Origin of the sequence: Deinococcus metalli (genome assembly GCF_014201805.1) — a bacterium.
Lineage (GTDB): Bacteria > Deinococcota > Deinococci > Deinococcales > Deinococcaceae > Deinococcus > Deinococcus metalli.
In genome coordinates, this window is the sequence record NZ_JACHFK010000002.1 from 238,666 (window position 1) to 263,462 (window position 24,797).

The window sequence follows — 24,797 nt, forward strand, 5'->3', positions numbered from 1 at the left end:
CAGTTGACGTGCGGGGACACCGTGGATACGCTCGCCGTAGCCCAGACCCCAGTACCCGGCCGGGCGCCCCGGCCCCAGGAGACGATCAAATGGCCCCCTTCCTTGACCGCCGCGACCTCCGTTTCCAGCTCTTCGAGGCGCTGGACACCGCCCGCCTGCCCGAGCGCCCGAGGTTTGCCGACCACTCCCGCGAGACCTATGAGGATGTCCTGAAGCTCGCCTACGCCGTGGCGGAGCGGTACTTCGCCAACCACGTTCGGGCTGCTGACCTGAACGAACCGCATGTCGTAGACGGCAAGGTGGTGCTCGTGCCGGAGGCGAAGGAGGCTCTGCGTGCTTTCCGAGACGCGGGCTTCTACGCCGCGCACCACGACGAGTCGCTGGGCGGTCTGCAACTGCCGTGGGTGGTCATGCAGGCGGTCATGGCGCACTTCCAGGCGGCGAACATCGGGACCGCCGGATACGCCTTCCTGACCATCGGCAACGCCAACCTGCAGCGCGTGTTCGCGTCACCGGAGCAGCAGCGCACGTACATGCAGCCCCTGATCGAGGGCCGCTGGACCGGCACCATGGCCCTGTCCGAACCGCAGGCCGGCTCCGGGCTCGCGGACATCACCACGACCGCCACGCCGCGCGCGGACGGCACGTACAGCCTCCGGGGCAGCAAGATGTGGATCTCCGGCGGGGAGCACGAACTCGCCGAGAACATCGTGCACCTCGTCCTGGCGCGCATCGAGGGCGGCCCGGCCGGCGTGAAGGGCATCAGCCTGTTCCTGGTGCCGCGTTACCGGCCCACCCCGGACGGCCGGCTCGGCGAGGACAACCACGTGGTACTGGCGGGCCTGAACCACAAGATGGGCTACCGCGGCACCACCAACACCCTCCTGAACTTCGGCGAGGGCGGCGAGACGGTCGGCGAGCTGGTGGGCGAACCTGGCCAGGGCCTGGCACAGATGTTCCACATGATGAACGAGGCGCGGATAGGCGTGGGGCTGGGCGCGGTGATGCTCGCCTCGGCCGGGTACCAGGTGAGCCTGGAGTACGCCCGCGAACGCCGCCAGGGCCGGCGGCCCGGCGTCCGCGATCCCCTCAGCCCGCCCGTGCCGATCATCGAGCACGCCGACGTGAAGCGGCTGCTGCTGCGGCAGAAGGCCATCGTCGAGGGCGGCTTGGCGCTGTGCTTGTACGCGTCGTCGCTGGTGGACGACCTGGAGACCGGCGCGCCGGACGCCCGGCCGGACACGGCCCTGCTGCTCGACCTGCTGACCCCGCTGGTGAAGTCCTGGCCGAGCCGGTATGCCCAGGACGCCCTGAGCGACGCGATTCAGGTGATGGGCGGGGCCGGTTACACCCGCGACTACCCGGTCGAGATGTACTACCGCGACAACCGCCTCAACCCCATCCACGAGGGCACCGAGGGCATCCAGGGCAACGATCTGCTGGGCCGCAAGCTCACGCAGGCGGGCGGACGGGGCCTGACGGTGCTGCTGGAGCGGATCCACGCGGATCTGGCCAGCGCGGACGGGCTGGAGGCCGTGGAGGGCATCGGTACCGCCCTCACTACGGCTGCCGGCCACGCGCGGGAGGCGCTGGGCACCCTGCTCGGGCAGGCCGACGCGCTTGGACCGGAACGCGTCCTGGCCAACGCCAACGCGGCGCTGGAGTTGCTGGGGCACACGGTGGTCGGGTGGATGTGGCTGCGGCAGGCGACAGTCGCCGCGAGCGCCTTGGATCTGGCCCGCGGCGACGACGCGGCCTTCTACCGCGGCAAGCTCCAGACCGCGCGCTATTACGCCGTGTACGAGTTGCCCAAGGTGCGTGCCCTCGCCGAGCTGCTCGCCAGCGCCGACACCACCACGCTGGAGATGCAGGCTGAGTGGTTCTGAACGCAGGACCCGCCGTCCCTGTCCTGGCTGTGCAGCGCCGGGCTCAGTTCAGCAGCTTGCCGGCGTCACGCTCCGTGCGGGTCACGGCGACCAGGGTGAAGTCGGCGTGCACGTGCAGCACCACGTCGCGCTGCTGGTAGCGCAGGGTGACCGTGTGCAGGTTCTCGGCCATGAACTGGTGCCCGATCACGCGGGCCGTGTTCACGAAGTACGACGCGAAACTCAGCAGCTTGGGGTCCAGCGGCCGACCCTGGTGCCCGAGCAGCTTGTGGCTGGCGTCCAGCAGGGCCAGCGCCTCGGCACGGCCCGAGTCGTGGTAGTGCTGGATCAGGCGCTGCGCCTCGCCCACCGGCCGCTCCGGGGCCGGGGCAGCGGCCGGTGCCGGCACCGGAGCGGCGGCCACGGCCGCCTGGAGAGCGGGCACCTCAGCGGGTTGCGCGTCTGGGGCAGGAGCGCGGCCAGGGAGCAGGCCCTCGACCATCGGAATGAGTTCGTCCTGGCTGAAGGGCTTGCGCAGCACGGCGTTCGCGCCGGCGTCGCGGGCCTGCGCGCGGATCTCCTCGTCGACGTTGCCGCTCATCAGGATCACCGGCAGCGAGTGGAAGCGCTCCTGGCGGCGCAGCGTCGAGCATAGCTCCAGACCGCTCATGCCCGGCATGATCACGTCCACCATCAGCAGGTCGAAGGAGGTCGGCTCGTTCAGCAGCGCCTCGAGCGCTTCCTCGCCGCTGACCGCGCTGTGGCTGGTCAGGGCGTGACGCTTGAAGGTGATCTCGAGGGCCTTGCGGACGGAAACGCTGTCGTCGACGATGAAGATCTGTGGCATGGGGTGTCCTGTCAGGGCCGCGCGCTGGATTCGTCCAGGTCGACGGCAAGTTCGATGAGAAGGCGGGCGGTGGATTGGGTGAAGTCCTGGGCATCGTGCACGGGCACTTCGGGCGAGCGGTAGAAGCTGAACTCTGCGGCCGGGTGCTGCTCGATGAACTTCAGCAGCGCCAGGATCGCGGCCTTGCCGGAGCGGCCCGCGAATTCGGCGTACACGACCTGCCCCGCGTTCATGGCGAGGTGACCGGTGCGCTGGCTGCCGCCCTCAGGGCGCACCGTGACCAGCCAGTGGCCGCTGAACGCCAGGTCCGCCACCCAGTTCAGGAATTCCGGCAGGCTGGGCGCGCCCAGGTGGCCGTCGAGTTCCGGCCGCCGGCGGGTGTTCATCGGCACCGGGTAGTGGGCCATGTCCACGCCCAGCTGCCGGAACGCGCGGGCGAGCACCTCGGGGCCGGCGGGCAGCGTCATGAAGCGGTGGTCGCCGGCGTCCGGCGCGCCGGGAATCAGGTACACCGGCAGGCGGCTGGTCGAGTCGTCGCCCGCCACCACCGAGCAGAATTCCGCGCCGGACATGTCGGGCATCTGCGCGTCGCAGATGATCGCGTCCACCGACGTGCGTTCCAGCTGCGTCAGGGCGTGCAGGGCGCCCTCGGCGTGCACGACCTGCACGCCCACCTGGCGGGCAAGGTGGCCGTACATCGCCGCGCGCGCGGGGTTGTTCAGCACCGTCAGCATGACCGGGGTGCTCATATCTGCGCTCCAGCCAGGCGGCCCACGCGGCGCAGCAGCAGCGCCTCGTTCACGGGCTTGGTGAAGTAGTCTGTGGCGCCCAGGTTGAAGGCCAGCCGCTGGTGCTTCTCGCCGGCGCGGGTGGTCATGATCACGACCGGCAGCGCCGCGGTGGCCGCGCGCGCCCGCAGGCTGGACAGCAGCTCGAAGCCGTTCATACGCGGCATCTCCAGGTCACTCAGGACCACGTCAAAGCGGGGATCGAGCTGCAGCTTCTCGTAGGCTTCCTGGCCGTCGTTGGCAGTCTCGACCGTGAAGCCTGCGCGTTCCAGCATGCGGCCCACTACGCGGCGCACGCTGAGCGAGTCGTCGACCAGCAGCAGGCGTCCGCGCGCCGCCCCCTGCTCGGCGGCGGCGCCGGAGCGCAGCCACGCGTCCGGCCGGCGGGCCAGGCGCAGCAGACCCTGCGGTTCCAGCAGGGGCAGCACCTCGCCGGACGCGGACAGCGCCGTGCCGCTGAGATAGTCCAGCGTGCCCAGCAGGGTGCCGGGCGGCGCGACGGAACTCTCCTCGATGGTGCCGAAGGAGTCCACCCGCGCCGCGACCTCGCCGGCCAGGGTCGAGAGGATCACCAGCGAGAAGGTGCGGCCCGCCGCGTCCGCGCCCCACAGGTCGCGCAGGTCGATGACCGGCACCCAGCGGCCCTCGAAGGGCGCCTCGAAGCCCAGCTCGCCGATGCGCAGCTCGTCCTCGTCCAGCTCGCGCAGGGCGCGGACGCCGGCCACCGCGAACGCGAGCGGCACGGACCCGACCCACACCTGCAGCACGTCCATGATGCGGCGGGTGGTGGGCAGGCGCAGCGTGAAGGCGGTGCCCTCGCCGGGGCGGCTGCGGATCAGCAGCTCCCCGCCGAGCTGCCGGGTGGTCGTCGCCACGATGTCCATGCCGACCCCTCGGCCGGCCACGGTGCTGACGTGCTGCTCGGTCGAGAGGCCCGGCAGCAGGATCAGGCGGGCTACCTCCTCGTCCTCCATGACGTTCAGTTCCTGGGCCGAGCGCAGGCCGCGCGCCAGCGCCCGCTCGCGGATCGCGGCGTAGTCCAGGCCGCGGCCGTCGTCCTGCACGGTGATCTCCAGGAACGAGCCAGCCAGTGCGGCGCTCAGCTCGACGCGGCCGGTGGCGGGCTTGCCGGCGGCGATCCGCGACTCCGGGCTGCCCAGGCCGTGGTGCACGGCGTTGGTGAGCAGGTGCAGCAGCGGCTCGCCCAGGCGCTGCAGGGTGGCGCTGTCGACCTTGAGGTCGTCGCCGCGCGTCACGAGGTCCACGCGCTCGCGGTGGTCGCGCGCCCAGCGGCGCAGCCGGGTCGTGACCTGCGAGAACGGCACGCGGGCCGTCTGGGTCAGGTCCACACGCAGGCGGCGCAGGCGTTTGCCCATGTCCTCGTGCTCGCCCAGCAGGTCGCCCACCGCGCCGTCCAGGCGCCGGCGGACCTCGGCGAAGTCGGCGCTGAGCTCCGTGATCGAGCGCGCCAGGATGTTCAGGTCGGAGTAGGTGTCCAGTTCCAGCTCGTCGAACTCCTCGGCCAGCGCGGGACCGGCGCGCTCCGGGCGGGCGTCCCCGGCGGCGCGCAGCATGTCGGGGTTCAGGTAGCGTTCCTCGAAGTCCCGCACGGCGCGGCCGAAGCGGTCCTGGCTGTCCTGCATCGCGCGCTGGAGGTCGTCCAGTCTGGTCAGGGCCTGCCCCAGCCGGGCGCGCGACGTGACCAGGCCGCCCATCTGGTCGATCAGCCCCTCGAGCTGCCGTGCCGGGACCCGCAGCGTGGCGAGTTCGGGCGCGGCGACCGGGGTCTCGCGGGTCGCCTCGGGGGCCGGGGTGGGCGCTGTGACCTCCCCGCTGGCCAGCTGTGCCAGCCGCGCCGAGTGCTGCTCCAGCGCCGCCAAGACCGGCTCGTCGGCCCCCTCCGCGACGCGCAGCATGGCGTCCAGCACGTCTGCGGCGCGCCGCAGCTCGTCGCGCATGGGCGTGCCCAGCCGCAGCAGGCCGTCACGCACCCCGCCGAGCACATCCTCCAGCGTGTGGGCGAAGGTGCCCAATGGGTCCAGGCCCACCATGAACGAACTGCCCTTGATGGTGTGCGCCGCGCGGAATGTGACGTCCAGATCGGGTTCCGGCTGGTCCAGCTGGGCGCGCAGGTTGGCCAGGTGCTCGCGCACTTCCGGTGCGAAGTACTCCCACACCTCGCCCTGTTCCCGCACGAAGGCGCGCAGGACGCCCGTCAGATCGGTGCCCGGCACTGGGCCGTCCACGGGAACAGCTTCGGTCTCGAGCACGTCCGGTGTGGGGGTCGGCAGCGGCTGGGGCACGAAGGCCTGCGGCTGGGCGCGCAGCATCGCCTGGAGCTGCGCCGCGCCGCCCGCGCGCGTGAAGCGCAGGCCCAGCTCGGCCTCGCCGCGGCCGGCGGTCACGTCGTCCAGGCCCTCACCCAGCACCGCCAGCGCGGTGTCCAGCAGCGCCGCGTAGGCCGTGCGGGCCTCAGTGTGCAGGTCAGGCCGCGCTTCCAGGACGCGTTCGAGCAGCGCGGCCACCTTCGAGAGCTGCGGGAAGCCGTAGAGGCCCGCGCTGCCGCGCATGCGGTGGGCGACGATGGCGAGGCGTCCCAGCAGGAGCGCGTCGTCCTCGAGGCCGGCCCGCAGGGCGTCCGCGCCGGCCCGCAGCGTGCTCAGGTCGGCCCGGGCCTCGCTCAGGAAGGCCGGCAGCAGTCCGGTGCGCGTCGCGGCGTCCATGGTCAGCTCGGCAGCCGGAAGCGTTCCAGGCTGCGGTTCAGGGTCGAGGCCAGCGCCTCCAGCTGCTCGGCGGTCTGCCGGCCGTGCTCGACGGACGCCTTGGACTGCTGCGCGGTGCTGGCGATCGACTGCACCGCCACGCCCATCTGCTCCACGCCCTGCACCTGCGCCTGGGTGGCCTGGGCGATCTCGTCGGCGAGCTGCGCGGACTGCTGCGACAGCGCGCCGATCTGGCGCAGGCGTTCCCCGGCGGTGCCGGCCACGTGGTAGCCCTGCTCCACCTCGCGGGTGCCGTCCTCCACGCTCACGACCACGTCCTGGATCTCGGCCTGCACCGTCTTGATCAGCGTGGCGATGCGGGCGGTGGCGCTCGAGGACGTGTCGGCCAGCTTGCGCACCTCGTCGGCGACGATGCTGAAGCGCCCGCCGGCCTCGCCCGCGCCGGCCGCCTCGATCGAGGCGTTCAGGGCCAGCAGGTTCGTCTGGCGCGCGATCTGCGAGATGGTGTCCACGATCTCCTGGATCTCCAGCGAGCGGTCGCCCAGCGTCTTGATGCGCTTGGCGATGCCCTGCACCTCGCGGCGGATGTTCTGCATGCCGTCCAGCGTGCCCGTCACGGCTTCCTCGCCCTGCTGCGAGGCCAGCAGCGCCTGGCGCGCGGTCTCGGCGGAGGCCTGTGCGGCCTGCGCCATGCTGCGGATGGCGTGCGTGACGGCGCGCACGCGTTCGGACACGCGCTGCGCTTCCTCAGCGGTCAGCTGCGCGCCGTGCTGGATCTGCTCGGTGCTGCCGAGCATCTCGCGCGAGCCCACCGACACCGACTGCGACGCGTCCTGCACGGTCCTGAGCACGCTGCCCAGCTCCTCGGTCATCAGGTTGATCGAGTCGACCACGTTGCCCAGCACGTCCTCGGTCACGGTGCCGCGCCGCGTCAGGTCACCCTCGGCGATGTCCATGGTCACGTCCAGGAACGCGCCGATGTTGCGCTGCAGGTCCTCGGAGTCGCGCAGGCTGGCCTGGTTGCGCTCGTCGTTGGCCCGCAGCTTGAGAACGGCGTCGTTGAAGGCGCCGGCCACCACGCCCACCTCGTCGCGGGTGGTGACGCGCACGTCCGCGCTGAGATCGCCGCGTGCCAGCTGCCCCGCGGCGCGCGCCAGCCCGGCCAGCGGGCGGGTGATGGCCCGGCCGATCAGCAGCAGCAGCACGGTCGCGGCCAGGGTCAGCAGGCCCAGCGCGGCCAGCTGGCTGTACATCACGCGCTCGGTCGCGGCGACGCGCGCGTCGAGAAGGCGCGTGACCTCGGCGCTGCCGGAGCGCACCGCCTTGCCCACCTGCTCGCTGGCGGCCTGCAACGCGTCCGCCTGCAGGCTGCTGTACTCGGTCATGCCGGTGGTCGCGCCCAGGTTCAGCACCTGCCGGATCTGCGCGAGGTCGTTCACGGCCGCGCCCAGGGTGTCGGTCAGCGACTCGTCGGAGCGCTGGGCGCGCTTGGCAGCGCTCATGGCGGCGTCCAGGGCCACGCCGGCGCGGATCGCTTCCTCCTTGAACTGGGGCTCCAGGATCGACACGACCGCGGTCTGACCCTGCACCCGCGTCAGCGCGTCCGCGAGCAGATACATGCTGGCCAGGCGCACCTGCACCTCCGGCAGCTTGATCAGCACGCTCTGGATGGCGTAGTTGGACGCAGCCTCAGGGTCGCGCCCCAGCTTGGAGTCCTGCAGCAGCGTCTCCAGGCCCGGCAGCAGCTGCTCCTTGGCGAGCTGCGCGAAGCTGGACACCGCGATCATGCCGCCCGGTCCCATGTCGGACTTCTGCAGCGTGGCCCACTGCGAGGCCACGTCCTCGAAGGCAGTCCGGGTGTCGTACAGCCCCTGGGCGCCGGCGTCAGTGGTCAGCTGGTTCAGGCCCCGCTGCACCTGCACGGCGGCCGTCTTGGCGGTGGCGGCGTCGTGTTCGGTGGTCGCGTTGATCCACGTCATCATGCCGGACTGCAGCTGCTGGAAGGCGCCGAACTGCGCCGCGCCGGTCACCTCGCGCTGCGCGAAGCTCAGGTTGTCCTGGTGCACGCGCACGGCCAGGATCAGCACGCCCGCGATCGGCAGGGCGAAGGCTGCGGCGCTCAGGGCTAGTTTCTGGCTCACACTCAGGCGCGCGAGCAGTCCGGCGGAGACCTGCGTGGTGTTGCCGAACAGCGTGTCGTGGCGCTTGGCGGGGGAGGCGTTCAGGGGCGAGGCGATCTTGTGCAGCATGGGCAACTCCTGGAGGGGGCAGGCAGCCGCTGAGCCTCAGCTCAGGCGGAAGCGGGCGAGGGTGGCGTTCAGGTCGCGGGCGAGCTGCGTGAGCTGCCCGGCTGCCTCGCGCGCCCGGGCGGCCGAGTCCTGCGACGCGCCGGCCACCTGCGCGATGGCGTGGGCGCCGTCGGACACCTGCGTCACGCCCTGCACCTGCTTGTCGGTCGTGGCGGAGATGTTCTGCGCGAGCTGCGCGGTGATGCCGGCCAGTTCACCGATCTCGCGCAGCCGCTCCCCGGCGCTGCCGGCCACCTGCACGCCGCGCGTGACCTGGGCGGCGTTTTCCTGCGCGCCGCGCGCCACCTGCGCGATGTCGGCGCGCAGCTCCGCGATCAGCGTGCCGATGCGGGCGGTGGCGGCGGTGGACTCGTCGGCCAGCGTGCGGACTTCCTCGGCCACGACCGCGAAGCGGGTGCCGGCGGGACCGGCGCCGGCGGCCTCGATGGACGCGTGCAGCGCCAGCAGGTTCACCTGCGAGGCGATGTGCGCGATGGTGTCCACGATCTCCACGATCTCGCCGGAGCGCGTTTCCAGCGCCCGGACGCGCTCGCCGGTGTCCTGAGCAGAGGCGCGGATGGCGTCCATGCCGCCCAGCGTGGCGGCCACGGCCTGCTCGCCGTGCTGCGACGCGGCCAGCGTGCGGCGCGACGCCTCGGCCGACGCGCGGGCGATGGCGGCCATGGTGCGCACACCCTGGCTGAGGTCCTGCGCCTGCGCGGTCATGCGCTGCGCGGCGGCGCTGGTGGTGCGCGTGCCGTCCTCGATCTGCTCGGCGCTCTGGAGCATGGCCTGCGAGCCGCCGGACACCGTGGAGGACGCCTGCTGCACCGACTGCAGCGTCCGCGCCAGCTCCTCGGTCATCACGTTGATCGAGTCGACCACGTTGCCCAGCACGTCCTCGGTCACGGTGCCGCGCCGGGTCAGGTCGCCGTCCGCGATCTCCATGGTCACGTCCAGGAAGGACCCGATGTGCTGCTGGAGCTGCTCGGCCTCGAACAGCTGGTACTCGCTGCGCTCCTGGTTGCGGCGCAGTTCGGCCACGGCGGTGTTGAACGCGCGTGACAGCGTGCCCAGCTCGTCGTTCGAGGTCACGGGCACCTGCACGGCGAACTGCCCCTGTTCCATGCGCTGCGAGGCGTGCGTGAGCAGCCGGATCGGCTGCGTGATGCGCCGCACGACGGTCAGCAGCAGCGCGCCGGCGGCCAGCAGGGCACCCAGCACCAGCACCGTGAGCAGCCCCAGCTTCAGGAGGTCCTGGCGCATGCGGTCGCGGATCTGCCGGTCCATCTCGACCACCACAGCGCGGTACTCGCGGTCGAGGGTCTCCAGGCCCGCGCTGTAGGCCTTCAGCAGTGCGGGGGTGACCAGGCCGCTGGCGAGCGTCTGGTCGGTGAGGTCCAGCGCCTGCTGCGCCGCTGCGGTGGCCGCGCCGCCGGCCTCGCCCAGCCGCTCCTTGAGATCCGGCTGCAGCGTGAACGCGCGGTTCAGGGCGATCTGGTAGGACGCCAGCGCGTCGGCCGCCATGAACATGTTCCGCTCCGTGAGGCGGGCCTCCAGGCCCGCGCTGGACGGCTCGCGCAGCAGCGCCGCGTCCAGCGACAGCAGTTGCAGCTGGCGAGTGAGCAGGGCCGCCTGCCGCGACGACGTGAGCAGCGACTCGATCACCGGGGAGCGTTCGAGGTCGAGCCCCGCCTCCGCGAAGATCGCCTCGGTCAGGGGCTGCTGGTGGGTCTGCACCAGGGTCTGGTAGTTGTTGATCACCGTGAAGGTGTCGCGCGTGCGGGCGTAGTCCTGCAGGCTCTGCCACGACCTCTGCAGCGCGCCCAGCTGACCGGCGGCGTCACCGCCCAGCCGCTCTGTGAGGATGGCGAGGTTCGTGCGCGTGGCGTCCAGGCCCGCCCGGGTGGCGGCCGAGTCGCGCGCCACATGGCCGGACGTGAAGGCGTACAGGCCCGATTGCAGCGCCGCGAGGGTCGCGGCGTCCTGCAGGCCCCGCAGTTCGGCGGCCGATCGGCTGCCGGTCTGCAGGCCCTGGGACAGCTGCGACGCGCTCAGGCCGAGCACCGGGACGCCCAGCACCAGGGCCATCAGCCCCAGCTTCTGACCGACACTCAGCCGGTCGAGCCAGTGGTCCCGGCGCAGCGTGGCGCCTGGCCGCCCGTGGGCCGGGGTCGGCGCGAGGTCCGTCAGGGGGGTAATCGTGGTCATGCCTGGAACTCCTTCAGGGTCAGGGAAAACGGGCGGCGGATACCGGGGGTCATGGGCCGCGGTGCGGGAATCACACGCGCTCGAGGTGCTGGCGCAGGGTCTGGACCAGCGCGGCGGGGTCCAGCGGCCTCACGAGGCGCTGGCCGGCGCCGTCGGGGGCGGGCACCGGCAGCGCCTCGCCGATCGGGGCGCCGCCCGGGACGCCGGGCAGGCGGGACAGCCCCAGGGTGCGGTCGGCGGGCAGGGCCACCGCCTCGCCCTGCACCTCGATCACAACGTGCAGGGACGCGCCGGCGTGCCCGGGCGCGCCCAGCAGGTGCGCGAGGTTCACGACCGGCACGGCGCGGCCGTGGATCACGCTCAGGCCCAGCAGCAGGGGCGCCGCGACGGGCAGGCCGGTGGTGGCGCCCGCCTCCAGCACCTCGCAGCGTGCGCCGTCGGCGGGAATGGCCAGGGCCTCTCCGGCGAGTTCCACCAGCAGCGCGCGCGTCACGAGAGCCTCAGTTCACGTGCCGGGACACGATGCCCAGCACCTGCTCGGGGGTGTACGGCTTCACGACGTAGTCCACGGCACCCTGGCGCAGGCCCCACTTGACGTCCGTGTCGTTGCCCTTGCTGGACACGAAGATGACCTTCAGGTTGCTGAGCTCCGGCGTGCGCTTCATGGCGCGGGCCACGTCGTAGCCGCTGCGGCCGGGCATCACGACGTCGATCATGGCGAGGTCCGGCTGGTCACGCAGCGCGGTGTCCACGGCCGCCTCGGGGTCCGTGATGGCGGTGATGACGTGGTTCGCGGGCCGCAGGGCGGCGGCGAGGAAGTTCAGGTCAGCCTGGGAATCGTCAATGATCAGGATGCGGGCCATGGTCGGGCCTCCTTGGAGTGGGGGAGCGGGGGCGGAGAACGGTGCGGGGTGGCGGCGGTGTCAGCCGGTGGCGGCGTCCAGATGGGCGGTCGATTCGCCGGTGTCCATCGCAATGCTGGTCACGGCCAGACCGAGCAGCAGGAAAGTCACCACACCGACCACCAGAGCGAGCAGGCTGGGATCGGCGCCGTGCGCGGCCATGCGGCTCGGTTCGGCGTTCGGGTCGATGACGTAGTGCAGGGCGGCCATGCCGGTGTAGTGCATGCCGGTGATCGCCACGCCCATGACCAGGGCGGCCAGCGCCTTGGCGCCGTACAGCGTGGCCCGCTTCTGCTGCGCGGCCCAGCTGCTGGCCAGCAGGCCGAACAGCAGGAGCGCGACCATGCTGGCCCCGACGGCGATGGCGACCGACGCGAGCAGCGGGGCCCACACCAGCTCGACGGTGGTGCCGGGTATGCGGTAGGCGGCCATGCCGAGGTAGTGCATGGCCGAGATGCCGCTCCCGGCGACCGCGCCGGCCAGCGCGAGGCGGCCCAGGGTCAGCGGGCCGGCGTGCAGGATGCGCAGCGCCGGGTAGACCAGCGCCACGGCGGCCAGACCTGACAGGGCCGTAGGCAGCAGCTCGAACGTGGAGGGCATGTTGCTGTGCAGGGCGAGCATGCCGATGAAGTGCATGGCCCAGATCCCGTAACCGAGCAGCAGGGCCTGGGCGATCTGCCAGAAGTGGCCGGAGCCGATGGCCTGGGCGCGTCCGGCCCGCCCGGCGAGCTCCAGCGAGATGAACGAGGTGAGGGTCGCGATCACGTACGACAGCCCGACGTAACTGGCACTCCATGTCTGGATGAGCGGATGTTCCATGGTGGCCTGACCGTAGGACAGCCACCCACACATGTTTCTTACATGTGCCGTTCTGGAGGGCAAATTCCAAGTTTTTCACACAGATGGCATTTCGGTCCCGGCGCCGTGTCCGTTGTCGTCCACAATTGACGCGCACGTACACTTCTGGCTATGCTGGCGGCACCGTCACGTCCCCGGAGGTTTCCCGATGAAGGCTCCCCTATGTCCTTGAAAGCCCTGTTCGACCTCAGCGGCCGCGTCGCCGTGATCACCGGCGGCAGCCGCGGTCTGGGCCTCCAGATCGCCGAAGCGCTGGGCGAGTACGGCGCCACAGTCGTCCTCACTGCCCGCAAGCAGGCCGAACTCGATGAGGCCAAAGTCCACCTGGCCGGACTGGGCATCACCGCCCACGTCTACGCCAGCGACCTCGGGCAGTTCGACGCCATCGACCCGCTGGTGGAGCGCATTCACGCCGAGGTCGGCTCCATCGACATTCTGGTGAACAACGCGGGCGCCACGTGGGGTGCCCCCACGCCGGAGCATCCCCTGGACGCGTGGATGAAGGTCATGAACGTCAACGTCAACGGCCTGTTCCTGATCACCCAGGCCGTGCTCAGGCGCTGCATGCTCCCCGCCGGGAAGGGCCGCATCGTGAACGTCGCGTCCGTCGCGGGGCTCCAGGGCAACGACCCGCGCATGTCGCCCACCCTGGCGTACAACACCAGCAAGGGTGCGGTCGTGAACTTCACCCGCGCGCTCGCCGCCGAGATGGCAGACAAGGGCATCACCGTGAACGCCATCTGCCCCGGCTACTTCCCGACCAAGATGACCAGGGGGACGCTCGCGTACGGCGAGGACCTGATTCTGTCGCACACGCCCATGCACCGGCTGGGCACCGACCAGGACCTTAAGGGCCTCGCGCTGCTGCTCGCCAGCGACGCCAGCGCGTACATGACCGGGCAGAACATCGCCGTAGACGGCGGCGCCAGCAGCGTATGACGGGTTCCGGGCTGGACTCTCCCGCGGCCCTGGAACTCGTCCGGCGCGGCGTCCACGCCAGCGCCTACACCACCGCCATGGGCACGCGCCTGCGCCACTTCGAACCCGGGCGGGTCGAGATCGAACTCGATCTGCGGCCCGATCTGACCCAGCACCACGGGCAGGCACACGGCGCCGTGATCGGCCACATCGCGGACACCGTCAGTGCGTGGGCAGCGTCCAGCGTCGCCGGCGACGTCGTCACGGCCGAATACAAGATCAACTTCCTGACCGCCGCGCGTGGTGAGGTGCTGTGGGGGCGGGGCGACGTGCTGCGTGCCGGACGGCGGCAGGTCATCGTCCGAGCCGACGTGTATGCCACCCACGCCGGGCGCGACACGCATGTCGCCACCGCCCTCGCCACCATCGCTCCCGTCGGGGGGCCGGCGTGATGCGTCCAGACGAACTCGCCGCCCACGTGGGCCAGCCGGTCGCCCTCTCCGAGTGGATCGAGATCACCCAGGACCGCATCGACGCCTTCGCGGACGCCACGGGCGATCACCAGTTCATCCACGTCGACCCGGAGCGGGCCGCGCAGGGTCCCTTCGGCACCACCATCGCCCACGGCTTCCTGACCCTGTCGCTGCTGGCGGGCGACTTCATGACGCGCGGCGGCGCGCCGCATATCGATGGTGCACGTCTGACCGTCAACTACGGCCTGAACCGCGTGCGCTTCATCACGCCCGTGCGGGTCGGCGCGCGGCTGCGCAACCGCGCCGTGCTCCAGGCCGCCGAACCCGGCGACGGCTACGTGCAGATCACCGTGCTGAATACCATCGAGATCGACGGCGAGGCCCGGCCTGCGTGCACCGCCGAGAGCGTGTTCCGGGTGTACGTGTGACCGGCCTGTGAAGCCCGGCACGGTCTACACCCTGGAGCGTGGCGCGGAGGTGCTCGGCACCCTGACGGTCACGGACACTGCGGGCTTCGCGGTGCACGCGACCTTCGAGGCCACGCCCGCCTTCGCGCCCTACCGCGTGCTGTTCGACGAGGACGCCCGGCTGGCCCAGCACCTCGCGGCCGATCCCGACCCTGCGCTGCTGGAGGCGGCGGAGGCCTTTCTGGACAGCATCGTGGCCCTCGGCCTCGTGCTGCGGGGTCAGGGCGGCACCGGCCACCGCACCTTTCTGATCGGCATCGAGGGTGACAGCGCCCACTTCCGCCCCCTGAGTCCCGAGGAGGAACCCCTATGACCGTGTTCGACGTGTCCGACCGCTCCCGCGACCTGCGCGCACGCCTGAGCGCGTTCATGGAGGAGCACATCTACCCGAACGAGGGCGAGATCGCCCGGCAGATCGCCGAGGGCGACCGCTGGCAGCACCTGCCGCTGATCGACGAGCTGAAGCCGCGCGCGCAGGAGGCCGGGCTGTGGAACCTGTTCCTGCCGCCGGCCAGCAGCCGGGGCGGCACGTACGGCGCGGGCCTGAGCAACCTGGAGTACGCGCCGCTGTGCGAGATCATGGGCCGCGTGTGGTGGGCGCCGGAGGTGTTCAACTGCTCGGCGCCGGACACCGGAAACATGGAGGTGCTCGCCCGCTACGGCACGCCCGAACAGCAAGAGCGCTGGCTGCTTCCGCTCCTCAACGGTGAGATCCGCTCCGCGTTCTCCATGACCGAGCCGGACGTGGCGTCGAGCGACGCGACGAACATCCAGTCCAGCATCGTTCGTGACGGTGACGACTACGTGGTGAACGGCGACAAGTGGTGGACGAGCGGGGCGGGTGATCCGCGCTGCGCAGTCAGCATTTTCATGGGCAAGACCGACCCAGGAGCCGAAAAACACCTTCAGCAGAGCATGATCCTGGTGCCCATGGACGTGCCCGGCGTGGAGAAACAGCGCATGTTGACCGTGTTCGGCTACGACGACGCCCCGCACGGCCACGCCCAGATGACCTTCCGCGATGTGCGCGTGCCCGCCACGAACATGCTGCTCGGTGAGGGCCGCGGCTTCGAGATCGCGCAGGGGCGCCTGGGGCCGGGCCGCATTCACCACTGCATGCGCCTGATCGGGCAGGCGGAGCGGGCGCTGGAACTCATGGTCGAGCGCGCCGGGCAGCGCGTCGCCTTCGGCAAGCCCCTGCTGGGGCACCAGCACGTCCGTGAGGCCATCGCCCACTCGCGCATGGAGATCGACCAGGCGCGGCTGCTGACCATGAACGCCGCGCACATGATGGACACCGTCGGGAACAAGGAAGCGCGCGGCCAGATCGCGGCGATCAAGGTCGTCGCGCCGAACGTCGCGCTGCGCGTCATCGACCGCGCCATTCAGGTCTTCGGCGGCGCGGGCGTCAGCCAGGACACGCCGCTGGCGATGATGTACGCCCAGGCCCGCACCCTGCGCCTCGCGGACGGCCCGGACATCGTCCACACCGAGACCGTGGCGAAGGTGGAGATCGGGCGGCAGGCTGGGGCGCGGCAATCGTTCGGAGGCGCCAGGGACCGCCTGTTTACTGAGAAACGCGACCTTCTCCAGCGAGACGCTGGAGAAAGTTGAGCGGCGAGGCGACCAAGGTGGTTTCTCTTGGTGTGAATGTGAGGACGGCTGTATGAAGGATGCCTCCAACTTTGACTCATGACTGATCCACTCCCGGACTTCCGGTACTACGCCGATCCATATGGCGACCGGACAATCATCGAAGAGGACATCACGTGTCGGGTCTGTGGTGCCCAACGCGCATGGAAATATGATGGCGTTCTCTACGCCGCTGATGAGCTGGACGCAATCTGCCCGTGGTGCGTCGCGAATGGCCACGCAGCGGAGAAGTTCGACGGATGTTTCCAAGATGTCATGTTCCCTGAAGCCGCCAGTGAAGAGAGCGTTCTATGGGTGCTGATGCGGACGCCATCGGTGGCGAGCTGGAACCCATTCGAGTGGCCGGAGCATTGTGGTGAGTGCTGCCGATACATTGGGGATCTGAGAAATCACCGCCATCCGGGCTACATCGAGAGCGCTAGTGTTCAGACTGACCTGTTTGAGATTTCCCGGAAGACGGGGCTGACCAGGGACGAGGTGCTGTCTTGGGCAGACACAGGATCGATCTACCTGCGATTGTTTCAGTGCGTCCAGTGCGGTACTTATCGGGTGATCCTCGATCTTGACTGAGGCAAGGAGGAAGTCATGGAATTCAAGGACAGAGTGATTGTCGTGACCGGCGCGGCCTCCGGGATCGGGCTGGCCCTGGCGGCCCGCTTCGTGCGTGAGGGCGCGACCGTGATTGCTTCCGACCGGAACGCGGAAGGAGGTGCGGCGCGGGCTGCGGAGATCGGAGCGCGGTTCGTCGCGGCGGACGTGGGGCAGGAAGCGGACGTCAAGGCCCTGATCGATGACGTGCTGGCGACCGAGGGCCGTATCGACCTGCTCTGCTCGAATGCCGGGATCGGGGTGGGGGAAGGCCCGGAGACGCCGGACAAACAGTGGGACCTGATCCACCGCGTGAACGTGATGAGCCACGTCTGGGCGGCCCGGCACGTGCTGCCGCACATGCTCGCGCGCGGCGAGGGCTACCTGCTGAACACGGCGTCGGCGGCGGGCCTGCTCACGGAACTGCACTCCGCACCGTACGCGGTCACCAAACACGCGGCGCTCGCCTTCGCGGAATGGCTGGCGATCACGTACGGCGACCGGGGCATCCGGGTGGCGGCGCTGTGCCCCGAGGGCGTGTGGACGCCGATGATCCAGAACACGCCGCTGCTCCAGCAGACCGCGATCAGCACCGACGACCTCGTCGAGGCGACGCTGGAGGTGCTGCGCCGCGACGGCTTCCTGATCGTGACGCACCCCACCACGCTGAAGTCCTTTCAGAACAAGGCCAATGACTACGACGTGTGGATCAGCAAGATGCGTCATCTGCGCACCAAGGCGATGGCGCTGCTGGCCGCGCAGGTTCACGGCGCGGCCCCAGGCGGCGGGCAGCCGTGACGACGGGAGACACCGCGCCCGTCCGGCCCGGCGAGGAGCTGCCGCTGGACGCGCTGCGGGAGGCCCTGCGCGGCCGCGTGGCGGGAGACGTCGACGCGCTGAGCGTGGAGCAGTTTCCCGGCGGCTTCTCGAACCTCACCTATCTCGTGCGGGCCGGAGAGCAGGAGTATGTGCTGCGCCGCGCGCCGCTGGGGCCGGTCCCCAGGGGCGCGCACGACATGGCGCGCGAGGCCCAGCTGCTGTCGCGGGTCGCGCCGGTGCTGCCGGTCGCGCCCCGCCCCGCGCTGCTCGTCGAGGACGCCTCGGTGATCGGCGCGCCCTTTTACCTGATGGAGCGCCGGCACGGAGTGGTGGTGCGCTCGGCGCTGCCTCCCGCATATGCGGCCATGCCCGACGCGCCGGCTCGCCTGTCGGAAGCGCTCGTGGACACGCTGGCCGACCTGCATGCCGTGGACATCGACGCGGCGGGCCTGCGCGAAATCGGCAAACCGGAGGGCTTCAACGCTCGGCAGGTCTCGGGCTGGGCGGGCCGCTGGCGCCGGGCGCGGGAGGCCCTGAAGGACACCGGCGACCTGCCGCCGCCCGCCGTCCTGCGCGACGAACTGGTGATCGCGTGGCTGGAAGCGCACACGCCGCCGGAGAGCGCGCACACGCTGGTGCACAACGATTTCAAGCTCGACAACGTGATGCTCGATCCGGCCGATCCCGGCACCGTCACGGCGCTGCTCGACTGGGAGATGACCACCGTGGGCGATCCACTGGTCGATCTGGGCCTGACCCTGACGTACTGGACCATGCCCGAGCAGCCGGGCCGCGCGCCGAGCGCGGTGGGCGCGCACGTGCCGGGCTTCCTGGGCCGCGAGGCCATGGTCGCCCGCTACGAGATCCGGAGTGGTCGTCACGTGACGAGCAGCCTGCCGTGGTACGAGGTGCTGGGCCACTTCAAGCTCGCGGTCATCGTCATCCAGATCTTCGCGCGCTACCGGGCGGGGCAGACGAACGACCCGCGGTTCGCGCCGCTGGCTGGGCAGGCCGAGTGGTTGATGCGCGAGGCGTGGCGGCGCATCACCATGCTGTCGGACGTGCAGGGCGGGGGAGACGTCACGCCCGCAGGCGAGCCGCCCGCGTGAGCGAACTCCTCCTGGTGCGGCACGGACAGGCCACGCCCTTCGAAGCCGACACGGACCGCCTGTCTCCGCTGGGCGAGGCCCAGGCCCGCGCGGTGGGCGACGCGCTGAGGGCAGACGGCGTGCGTCCTACGCACGTCCTGCACGGTGCACTGGTGCGGCAGCGGCGCACCGCCGACCTCGCCGCCGCGCTGGAGTGGCCCGCGCCGGCGCTGGATGCCCGGCTGTCGGAATACGACGGCGACGGCCTGGTGAACGTGCTGGCCCCGCTCCTCGCCGCCCGTGATCCGGTGGTCGCCCGGCTCGCCGCGACGTTCCGGGCAGCGGCCCCGGCCGAGCGCAACCGCGCGTTTCAGACGTATCTGGAAGCCGTCGCCGCGGGCTGGCAGGCCGGCACGCTGACCCACCCCGACGTCGAGGACTGGGCCACCTTCCGTGCCCGCGTGCGCGCCGCGCTGGACGATCTCTTGCGGCTGCCCTCCGGTTCCACGGTGCTGGCGTTCACCAGCGGCGGCGTCATCGGCCTCACGGTCGCGCTGGCGCTGGACGCGCCGGACACCACGGCCCTGGCCCTGAACTGGCGGGTGAAGAACGGCAGCGTCACCCGCCTGACCTTCGGCCGGGGCCGCGTCAGCCTCGATTCATTCAACGAGGTGCACCACCTGCCGCCGGACCGGCGCTCCTGGCGCTAGCACCGGCGCCGGCCCGTGCGCCGGGCAAACGAGGAGGGAGTGGTCGGCCGTCGCCGCCACTCCCTGTCCTGTGTGAAGTCAGCGGTACTGCTGGAGGGTTCCGCTGATGGTGTAGGGCACGCCCCGGCTGTCCTTGAAGGACAGGGTGAAGGGGCCGCTGGCCGGCAGGTTCGGGATGTCGAAGGTGTACGAGACCACGCCGAGGTTGCGGAAGTCGGACTCCCCGCTGGGCAGCGTGAAGTTGTCCCGGTACGGACCGTCCACCGAGGGAGAAGCGGCGTACTTCCGCCCCGCGACCGTCATGGTGGCCGGCTTGAAGAAGTCCAGGTAGCTCTTCTCCTTGTCTGGGTTCGCCTTGATCCTGTCAGTCTTGTACGCCAGCTGCCACTGCTCCTCCTCGTCCGCGACGGAGTAGGGGCTGTGCGAGTACACGCGCACGGTGATCTTGTGGTTGAGCTTCTGCGCGAACGCGGTGGCCTGGGCGGTGGTCAGGGGCTTGCCCTCTAGCCGCGCGAGGTACGCCTCGTAGCGCAGGCGCTCGAAGGGCGTGCCGAGCACCACGCCGTCGATCTCCGGTGAGTTCGGACGCAGGATCACGTCCTCGTTGTAGGCCCTGAGCAGGTACGACCCGAGGATGTACCCGCCCTCCTGGATGCTCATCGCCTCACCGGCCTTGAGCGCCTCGGTCACGATGGCCGGGGTGAGGGTCGGGCTGACCGCCTGCACGGAGCCGACCACACTCAGCGCAGCCAGCACGCCCAGCGTCTTCAGTCCGCTCATTTGAGGCTGTAGATCGCGATGCGCGACCCGACGTTTTTCACGCCGGCCGTGCCCTTGGAGGTGTTGCCCGCCGCGACGGCCATGTACTGCTTGCCGGCGATCTCGAAGGTGGAGACCCCGCCGCCGATGGGCGCTTTGTCGATGTTGTCCTTGAACAGCACCTTGCCGGTCTTGGCGTCCAGCGCGTAGAACGTGCCGTTCATGGCGCCGGCCAGCACCAGGTTGCCGCCGGTCGAGGTCACGCCGCCCACGATCCGGATGCTGGGCAGTTCGTACTTCCACATGGGCTTGCCGGTGGCCGCGTCGTAGGCGGTGGTGTTGCCCACGGCCTTCTCGGCGGGGTCGAGCTGCATGGACCCGCCGAAGAACAGCTGGCCCTTGATCAGGCGCACCTCGCCCAGTTTGACCACGCCGCACCAGTCCACCGAGTTCACGAACAGCATCTTGTTCTGCGGATCGTAGGACGGGCCGGACCACTGCGAACCGGCCGAGTAGTTCGGGCAGATCGGCAGGCCTTCACGGGTGGTGGGCTTCTCCTGGTTGGTGGTCTTGATCATGGCCTGCTTGAAGACCTCGGTCTTGCTGTCCTCGTTGTAGCCGTGCAGCCAGCCGGCCTTGGTGGCGACCGCCAGACGCTTCTGGCCGTCGACGTCGTACAGCACGGGCGCGGCGGCCGTGTCGTAGTCCTTGTCGTCGTGCGGGATCTGCGAATAGTGGTGGTCGTACTTGCCGGTCTCGGCGTCCAGCACCGTCACGGTGTTCGTGAAGAGGTTGTCGCCGGGGCGGTACTGCGCGGCGAAATCCGGCGCGGGGTTCCCGACCGAGACGTACAGCTTGCCGGTCGCGGTGTCCAGCGTGTAGCTCGTCCACGTGCTGCCGCCGCCCGTCACGGTGGAGTCGGCCTTTTTCCAGGTGTCGGCGCCGACCTGGCTGCCGGTAGGGATCAGGTCGAAGGTCCAGGCCTTCTTGCCGGTCTTGGCGTCGAACGCGTACATGTGCGCCTTGATGCCCCAGTCCGCGCCGGCCTCGCCGATGAAGACCTTGCCGTTGTAGTAGATGGGCGCGGCCGACAGGAAGTAGCCCACGGTCGAGTCCGCGACCTTGGTGTCCCACAGCTGTTTGCCGGTGCCCGCGTCGATGGCGATCAGGTGGGCGTTGGGTGTGCCGCGGTACAGCACGCCGTCCGCGATGGCCAGGCCGCGGTTGGTGGTCAGGACCGAGGGGCTGTCCATCATGTACTTGTTGATCCACAGGGCCTTGCACGTGCGGGCGTCCACTGCGAAGGTGCGGTTGGCCTGCGTGAAGAACAGCACGCCCTTGTAGACCTGCGGCGTGACCTGGAAGCCGCCGTCGTCACCGGTCTCGAAGGTGCACATGCGCTGCATCTGCGCCACGTTCGAGGTGTTGATCTGGTCCAGCGGCGAGTACCGCTGGCCGGCATAGCCCTTGTTGTACATCAGCCACGAATCGGTCGCCTGGTCGGCATTGTTCAGCTCGTCCTGGGAGGGGCCGGTCATGGCCAGACCCTGGCCGAGCAGCAGGGCGGTGCAAAGAGCGAAGCCGACGTTCAGTCCTGATTTCCGCATACGTGCCTCCTGGGCAGGTGTGGTGAGTCGGAGTGGGGCGTGACAGGCCGTCCCGGCCCCTGGGTGGGGACAGGTCGGGAAAGGAAGCGTCAGCGGGGAGCGGGCGCTACTTCTTGAAGGTGTAGGCCTTGAGGTCCTTGACCGCCAGCGCCTTGGTGGTGGGCTTGAAGCCATTCACCTGCAGGATGTACGCGAGCACGTTGATGTACTCGGCTTCCTTCAGGCCGCCGGGCTTGGTCTGGGGCATGGTGGTGGACATGATGAAGTGGAAGTCGTCCAGGGTGTTGGTGGCCCACTTCTGGAAGAACGTGGTTCCGGCGAGTTTCGGAGCGCCGCCGTTGCTGAGTTTTGCGCCGTGGCACATGGCGCACTGCGCGGCGTAGGTCTTGGCGCCGGCCGCCGCCTGGGCCTTGGTGTACTGGGGCGTGGCCGCCAGCGCCGGGCCGGCGAGCAGCAGAGCGGGAAGCAGTCGGGCGGGGTGCATCACGGAGTCTCCTTGGGGGAGGGCTGGAAGAGGGGAAGCAGGAGCGTCATGGCTTCCTGGACGGCCGCGTCGACGCTGCGCTGCCGGGTGTACAGCCGGGCATAGAACAGGCGTTCGGTGACGGCGGTGTACAGCTGGGCCAGGCTCTCGGCGGGCGTGCGGGCGATCAGGCCACGCGCCTGGGCGTCCAGAAAGATGGTGGTGTAGATGTCGATGAAAGGCAGGTACCGGTCGGCGTTCTTCGTGTCTTCACGCAGCACCATGTGGGTGAGTTCCAGATCCGCCACCAGCAGCGCGTACAGCCTCGAGAGGCCCTGGGCCATCCGCCGCTCGAGGGTCACGCCGGGCGGGCCAGCCATGATCTGCGTGGCCGCGTCGCGCCAGCTGCGCAGCGTCTCGCTCACGATCTCCTCGAAGGCGGCTTCCTTGCTGGGCCACGTGCGGTAAAACGACGGCTGGGTCAGCTGGGCGGCGGCCACGATGTTGCTCACCTTGGTGCCGTGCAGACCGTGCCGCGCGAATTCCCGGATGGCGGCCGCACGCAACCGCTGCGTGTTGTGCAGATGCCGCTTCGTCTGTGGGTGAAGCGGGGAGCCGGGGTCACCCTGCATGCTCCTGAACCTCCTTTCGTTGTGTGAGGGCATGCTAGGAGCCGGTAGATGTACTCTCAAGCCCCCTCCGAGTACCTTTGTCCTTGATTTTCCGCGTGCCAGTGGTGAGAACCACTCGCCGGCCCCGGGCGGAGCAGGGCGCCGCCGGGCGCTGAGTGACGCCCCAGACGTCGTCTCGGCCGGGAGCCCACAGGCAGCTTTCATCCCCCTCAGAGAGCTACGGGAACGGTCTGATCGTTCCGGCCACTCAGTCCAGCTGGACGATCACGTCGGCCCGGTTCCGCGTGCCCTCGATCAGGGCGGCGTTGCGCTGGTCCACGGCCCCCACCCACGCGACGGCGTCGTCGTGTGCGCGGCCGAATGTCTCGTGCCGGCGGATCAGCCGGTCCACGCGGACGTCGTCCGGCAGGTCCAGGTACCACACCTCGTCGACCGCGGCGCGGACGTCCCGCCAGCGGCCCTCGTCCAGCAGCAGATAGTTGCCCTCCGTGAGGATCAGCGGCGTGCCGGCCGGCACGGGGATGGCGCTGCCGATGGACTCCTCCAGCGCCCGGTTGAAGAACGGAGCGTACACGGTGTCGTCCTTCTCCGCGCGCAGGCGGCGCAGCAGGGCGGCGTAGCCTCCGGCGTCGAAGGTATCCTGCGCGCCCTTGCGGTCCTGGCGGCCCAGCCGCGCGAGTTCCTCGTTCGCAAGGTGGAAGCCGTCCATGGGGACCACGCACGCGTCCGCGCCCAGGGCGGTGGCCAGTGCCTCACACAGCGTCGATTTCCCGGCGCCCGGCGCGCCCGTGATGCCGAGGATGCGCCGATCGCCGGCCGTGACCAGCGCGCGGGCCCGCGCGACGAGGGTCTCCAGATCGGCCCGGAGAACCGGGGGGTGGGATGCGCCGTGGTCAGCCATGCTGGAGGTCATGATGCCTGATCCCGGCCGCTCAGGCGTGGCGCAGCGCCTCGACCACGCTGAGACGGGCGGCCGTATGCGCGGGCACCAGGGCGGCGAGCACGCCGAGGAGCCCGCTCACGCCCAGCGCCGTGAGGGCCAGGACCGGGGTGAGGGCCGCCGCGTCGATCCCGGCGAGACTGCGGGTGTAGGCGTTCACGCCGGCGTTGCCGGCCATCCCCAGCAGCACGCCGGCCGCGCCGGCCGCCAGCGCGAGCAGCAGGGCCTCGGTCAGCACCACGGCGCGCAGCGTGGCGGGCCGCGCGCCGATGGCCCGCAGCGTGCCGAATTCGCGGATGCGTTCAAACACGCCCATGGCGACGGTGTTCGCCACCGCCAGCCCGCCCACGATCAGCGCGACCACCGACAGGCCGACGCGGGCAGCGTCCGTGACGCGCAGCGCCCGGTTCACGACCGCGAGCACGTCCCCGCGCGTCTGGCCCTCCAGCTCCAGCTGACGGGCGAGCGTGGCGGCCACCTGCGGCGCCCGGCCCGGGTCGCGCAGCGTCACGGCCACCAGCGACACCCGCCCCGGCGTCCCGGCCAGTCGTTGCAGGGTGTCCAGCGGCAGGAAGGTGAAGGTGTCGTTCAGGCCGTGTCCGCCCTCCAGCACGCCGATCACGGTCACGCGCGTGCCCAGGACGTCCACCCGGCCGCCCACGTCCACTCCGGCGTTGTGGGCGGCGCTGCGGCCCAGCACGGCCACGTCGCGTCCCTCGTCGGCTGCCGTGAGGACGCGTCCGCGCGCCGCGCGCAGGCCCCCGAACAGCGCGCCGATGCCCTGGTCGGCCGGCAGGCCGTAGTACACGGCGCTCTGTGCAGGGTCGAGCGACTGCTTGAGCAGCGTCACGGCGGGCGTGACCTGCACTGCCCCCAGCGGGGCGGCGGCCGCACGCACGCGCGCCACCACGCTGTCCGGCAGGTTCGGCGGGGGCAACAGCCCGCTCTGCGCGCCATCGAGCGTGAGCTGCACGTCCGGCCCGACGCTGCGGAACTGCGCCGTGAACACCTGCCGGATGCCCTCGCCCAGCGACAGGAACACCACCATGCCCGCCACGGCCACGGCCAGGCCCAGCGCGGTCAGCAGCGTCCGCACCAGGCGGCGGCTCAGGCCGCGCCACGCCAGGAGCAGCACGTCGCTGGGAGTCATGCCGCCCAGCGTAGAGCCCGGCGGCCCGGGCACGCCGCTATGCTCGGC

Annotated in this window: 24 protein-coding genes; 10 read left to right on the forward strand and 14 right to left on the reverse strand. The window is 70.6% G+C overall.

Annotated features, from left to right (window positions below; translation table 11 throughout):
* The first annotated feature begins 89 nt into the window (after nt 1-89).
* Complete coding sequence (locus tag HNQ07_RS06240; protein ID WP_184110073.1) at nt 90-1,886, forward strand: acyl-CoA dehydrogenase; 1,797 nt, start codon at nt 90-92, stop codon at nt 1,884-1,886.
* 43 nt (nt 1,887-1,929) lie between these two features.
* Here the strand turns inward: HNQ07_RS06240 and HNQ07_RS06245 are convergent, their stop codons facing one another.
* From HNQ07_RS06245 to HNQ07_RS06280, 8 genes are all read right to left on the reverse strand, one after another.
* The gene (locus HNQ07_RS06245) at nt 1,930-2,712 is read right to left on the reverse strand and encodes a response regulator (RefSeq protein WP_184110074.1); all 783 of its coding nucleotides are present in this window, start codon (nt 2,710-2,712) and stop codon (nt 1,930-1,932) included.
* Between the two features lie 11 nt (nt 2,713-2,723).
* The gene (locus HNQ07_RS06250; RefSeq protein ID WP_184110075.1) at nt 2,724-3,461 is read right to left on the reverse strand and encodes a response regulator; all 738 of its coding nucleotides are present in this window, start codon (nt 3,459-3,461) and stop codon (nt 2,724-2,726) included.
* A complete protein-coding gene (locus HNQ07_RS06255) occupies nt 3,458-6,223 on the reverse strand; it encodes a hybrid sensor histidine kinase/response regulator (protein ID WP_184110076.1) in 2,766 nt (921 codons plus the stop codon). Before HNQ07_RS06255 ends, HNQ07_RS06250 begins: the two co-directional genes overlap by 4 nt.
* 2 nt (nt 6,224-6,225) lie before the next feature.
* A complete protein-coding gene (locus HNQ07_RS23980) occupies nt 6,226-8,472 on the reverse strand; it encodes a methyl-accepting chemotaxis protein (RefSeq protein WP_229831848.1) in 2,247 nt (748 codons plus the stop codon).
* 36 nt (nt 8,473-8,508) lie between these two features.
* Nucleotides 8,509-10,722 carry a methyl-accepting chemotaxis protein gene (locus tag HNQ07_RS06265; protein ID WP_184110077.1) on the reverse strand — a complete coding sequence of 738 codons (2,214 nt, stop codon included), beginning with the start codon at nt 10,720-10,722 and terminating at the stop codon, nt 8,509-8,511.
* 70 nt (nt 10,723-10,792) lie between these two features.
* The gene (locus HNQ07_RS06270; RefSeq protein WP_184110078.1) at nt 10,793-11,215 is read right to left on the reverse strand and encodes a chemotaxis protein CheW; all 423 of its coding nucleotides are present in this window, start codon (nt 11,213-11,215) and stop codon (nt 10,793-10,795) included.
* A 7-nt stretch (nt 11,216-11,222) separates the two neighbouring features.
* Entirely contained in the window at nt 11,223-11,585 is a 363-nt protein-coding gene (locus HNQ07_RS06275; protein WP_184110079.1) for a response regulator, read from the reverse strand.
* A gap of 60 nt (nt 11,586-11,645) precedes the next feature.
* The gene (locus HNQ07_RS06280; protein WP_184110080.1) at nt 11,646-12,443 is read right to left on the reverse strand and encodes an MHYT domain-containing protein; all 798 of its coding nucleotides are present in this window, start codon (nt 12,441-12,443) and stop codon (nt 11,646-11,648) included.
* Between the two features lie 201 nt (nt 12,444-12,644).
* Here HNQ07_RS06280 and HNQ07_RS06285 point away from each other — a divergent pair, with 201 nt between their 5' ends.
* The 9 genes from HNQ07_RS06285 to HNQ07_RS06325 all read left to right on the forward strand — a co-directional run bounded on the left by HNQ07_RS06285 (nt 12,645) and on the right by HNQ07_RS06325 (nt 19,198).
* A complete protein-coding gene (locus tag HNQ07_RS06285; RefSeq protein WP_184110081.1) occupies nt 12,645-13,421 on the forward strand; it encodes an SDR family oxidoreductase in 777 nt (258 codons plus the stop codon).
* Entirely contained in the window at nt 13,418-13,852 is a 435-nt protein-coding gene (locus tag HNQ07_RS06290) for a PaaI family thioesterase (protein WP_184110082.1), read from the forward strand. Before HNQ07_RS06285 ends, HNQ07_RS06290 begins: the two co-directional genes overlap by 4 nt.
* Nucleotides 13,852-14,301 (forward strand): MaoC family dehydratase, encoded by a 450-nt coding sequence (locus HNQ07_RS06295; RefSeq protein ID WP_184110238.1) that lies wholly within the window; start codon nt 13,852-13,854, stop codon nt 14,299-14,301. The genes HNQ07_RS06290 and HNQ07_RS06295 overlap by 1 nt, the downstream gene beginning before the upstream one ends.
* 7 nt (nt 14,302-14,308) lie before the next feature.
* Nucleotides 14,309-14,653, forward strand: a complete 345-nt coding sequence (locus tag HNQ07_RS06300) for a hypothetical protein (RefSeq protein WP_184110083.1) — start codon at nt 14,309-14,311, stop codon at nt 14,651-14,653.
* Nucleotides 14,650-15,954 carry an acyl-CoA dehydrogenase family protein gene (locus tag HNQ07_RS06305; RefSeq protein WP_184110084.1) on the forward strand — a complete coding sequence of 435 codons (1,305 nt, stop codon included), beginning with the start codon at nt 14,650-14,652 and terminating at the stop codon, nt 15,952-15,954. The genes HNQ07_RS06300 and HNQ07_RS06305 overlap by 4 nt, the downstream gene beginning before the upstream one ends.
* A 78-nt stretch (nt 15,955-16,032) precedes the next feature.
* Entirely contained in the window at nt 16,033-16,563 is a 531-nt protein-coding gene (locus HNQ07_RS06310) for a CbrC family protein (RefSeq protein ID WP_184110085.1), read from the forward strand.
* A gap of 15 nt (nt 16,564-16,578) precedes the next feature.
* Nucleotides 16,579-17,379, forward strand: coding sequence for an SDR family oxidoreductase (locus HNQ07_RS06315; protein WP_184110086.1), 801 nt, complete (start codon nt 16,579-16,581; stop codon nt 17,377-17,379).
* Nucleotides 17,376-18,509, forward strand: a complete 1,134-nt coding sequence (locus HNQ07_RS06320) for a phosphotransferase family protein (RefSeq protein ID WP_184110087.1) — start codon at nt 17,376-17,378, stop codon at nt 18,507-18,509. The genes HNQ07_RS06315 and HNQ07_RS06320 overlap by 4 nt, the downstream gene beginning before the upstream one ends.
* Nucleotides 18,506-19,198, forward strand: coding sequence for a histidine phosphatase family protein (locus HNQ07_RS06325; protein ID WP_184110088.1), 693 nt, complete (start codon nt 18,506-18,508; stop codon nt 19,196-19,198). The genes HNQ07_RS06320 and HNQ07_RS06325 overlap by 4 nt, the downstream gene beginning before the upstream one ends.
* 78 nt (nt 19,199-19,276) lie before the next feature.
* Here the strand turns inward: HNQ07_RS06325 and HNQ07_RS06330 are convergent, their stop codons facing one another.
* The 6 genes from HNQ07_RS06330 to HNQ07_RS06355 all read right to left on the reverse strand — a co-directional run bounded on the left by HNQ07_RS06330 (nt 19,277) and on the right by HNQ07_RS06355 (nt 24,749).
* A complete protein-coding gene (locus tag HNQ07_RS06330) occupies nt 19,277-19,978 on the reverse strand; it encodes a hypothetical protein (RefSeq protein WP_184110089.1) in 702 nt (233 codons plus the stop codon).
* On the reverse strand, nt 19,975-21,564 hold the full coding sequence (locus HNQ07_RS06335; RefSeq protein WP_184110090.1) for a pyrroloquinoline quinone-dependent dehydrogenase: 1,590 nt from the start codon (nt 21,562-21,564) through the stop codon (nt 19,975-19,977). The genes HNQ07_RS06330 and HNQ07_RS06335 overlap by 4 nt, the downstream gene beginning before the upstream one ends.
* 106 nt (nt 21,565-21,670) lie before the next feature.
* Nucleotides 21,671-22,048, reverse strand: a complete 378-nt coding sequence (locus tag HNQ07_RS06340) for a c-type cytochrome (protein ID WP_229831871.1) — start codon at nt 22,046-22,048, stop codon at nt 21,671-21,673.
* A complete protein-coding gene (locus HNQ07_RS06345; protein ID WP_184110092.1) occupies nt 22,048-22,659 on the reverse strand; it encodes a TetR/AcrR family transcriptional regulator in 612 nt (203 codons plus the stop codon). The genes HNQ07_RS06340 and HNQ07_RS06345 overlap by 1 nt, the downstream gene beginning before the upstream one ends.
* 247 nt (nt 22,660-22,906) lie before the next feature.
* On the reverse strand, nt 22,907-23,560 hold the full coding sequence (locus HNQ07_RS06350) for a nucleoside/nucleotide kinase family protein (RefSeq protein WP_184110093.1): 654 nt from the start codon (nt 23,558-23,560) through the stop codon (nt 22,907-22,909).
* 31 nt (nt 23,561-23,591) lie between these two features.
* Nucleotides 23,592-24,749, reverse strand: coding sequence for an ABC transporter permease (locus HNQ07_RS06355; protein WP_184110094.1), 1,158 nt, complete (start codon nt 24,747-24,749; stop codon nt 23,592-23,594).
* Nucleotides 24,750-24,797: the final 48 nt, after the last annotated feature.

Bases quoted from the DNA above. Each gene is read 5' to 3' on its own strand.
- HNQ07_RS06240 (WP_184110073.1), top strand. From the start codon at position 90: ATGGCCCCCTTCCTTGACCGCCGCGACCTCCGTTTCCAGCTCTTCGAG.
- HNQ07_RS06245 (WP_184110074.1), bottom strand. From the start codon at position 2,712: ATGCCACAGATCTTCATCGTCGACGACAGCGTTTCCGTCCGCAAGGCC.
- HNQ07_RS06250 (WP_184110075.1), bottom strand. From the start codon at position 3,461: ATGAGCACCCCGGTCATGCTGACGGTGCTGAACAACCCCGCGCGCGCG.
- HNQ07_RS06255 (WP_184110076.1), bottom strand. From the start codon at position 6,223: ATGGACGCCGCGACGCGCACCGGACTGCTGCCGGCCTTCCTGAGCGAG.
- HNQ07_RS23980 (WP_229831848.1), bottom strand. From the start codon at position 8,472: ATGCTGCACAAGATCGCCTCGCCCCTGAACGCCTCCCCCGCCAAGCGC.
- HNQ07_RS06265 (WP_184110077.1), bottom strand. From the start codon at position 10,722: ATGACCACGATTACCCCCCTGACGGACCTCGCGCCGACCCCGGCCCAC.
- HNQ07_RS06275 (WP_184110079.1), bottom strand. From the start codon at position 11,585: ATGGCCCGCATCCTGATCATTGACGATTCCCAGGCTGACCTGAACTTC.
- HNQ07_RS06280 (WP_184110080.1), bottom strand. From the start codon at position 12,443: ATGGAACATCCGCTCATCCAGACATGGAGTGCCAGTTACGTCGGGCTG.
- HNQ07_RS06285 (WP_184110081.1), top strand. From the start codon at position 12,645: ATGTCCTTGAAAGCCCTGTTCGACCTCAGCGGCCGCGTCGCCGTGATC.
- HNQ07_RS06290 (WP_184110082.1), top strand. From the start codon at position 13,418: ATGACGGGTTCCGGGCTGGACTCTCCCGCGGCCCTGGAACTCGTCCGG.
- HNQ07_RS06295 (WP_184110238.1), top strand. From the start codon at position 13,852: ATGCGTCCAGACGAACTCGCCGCCCACGTGGGCCAGCCGGTCGCCCTC.
- HNQ07_RS06305 (WP_184110084.1), top strand. From the start codon at position 14,650: ATGACCGTGTTCGACGTGTCCGACCGCTCCCGCGACCTGCGCGCACGC.
- HNQ07_RS06310 (WP_184110085.1), top strand. From the start codon at position 16,033: ATGACTGATCCACTCCCGGACTTCCGGTACTACGCCGATCCATATGGC.
- HNQ07_RS06315 (WP_184110086.1), top strand. From the start codon at position 16,579: ATGGAATTCAAGGACAGAGTGATTGTCGTGACCGGCGCGGCCTCCGGG.
- HNQ07_RS06330 (WP_184110089.1), bottom strand. From the start codon at position 19,978: ATGAGCGGACTGAAGACGCTGGGCGTGCTGGCTGCGCTGAGTGTGGTC.
- HNQ07_RS06335 (WP_184110090.1), bottom strand. From the start codon at position 21,564: ATGCGGAAATCAGGACTGAACGTCGGCTTCGCTCTTTGCACCGCCCTG.
- HNQ07_RS06340 (WP_229831871.1), bottom strand. From the start codon at position 22,048: ATGCACCCCGCCCGACTGCTTCCCGCTCTGCTGCTCGCCGGCCCGGCG.
- HNQ07_RS06345 (WP_184110092.1), bottom strand. From the start codon at position 22,659: ATGCAGGGTGACCCCGGCTCCCCGCTTCACCCACAGACGAAGCGGCAT.
- HNQ07_RS06350 (WP_184110093.1), bottom strand. From the start codon at position 23,560: ATGGCTGACCACGGCGCATCCCACCCCCCGGTTCTCCGGGCCGATCTG.
- HNQ07_RS06355 (WP_184110094.1), bottom strand. From the start codon at position 24,749: ATGACTCCCAGCGACGTGCTGCTCCTGGCGTGGCGCGGCCTGAGCCGC.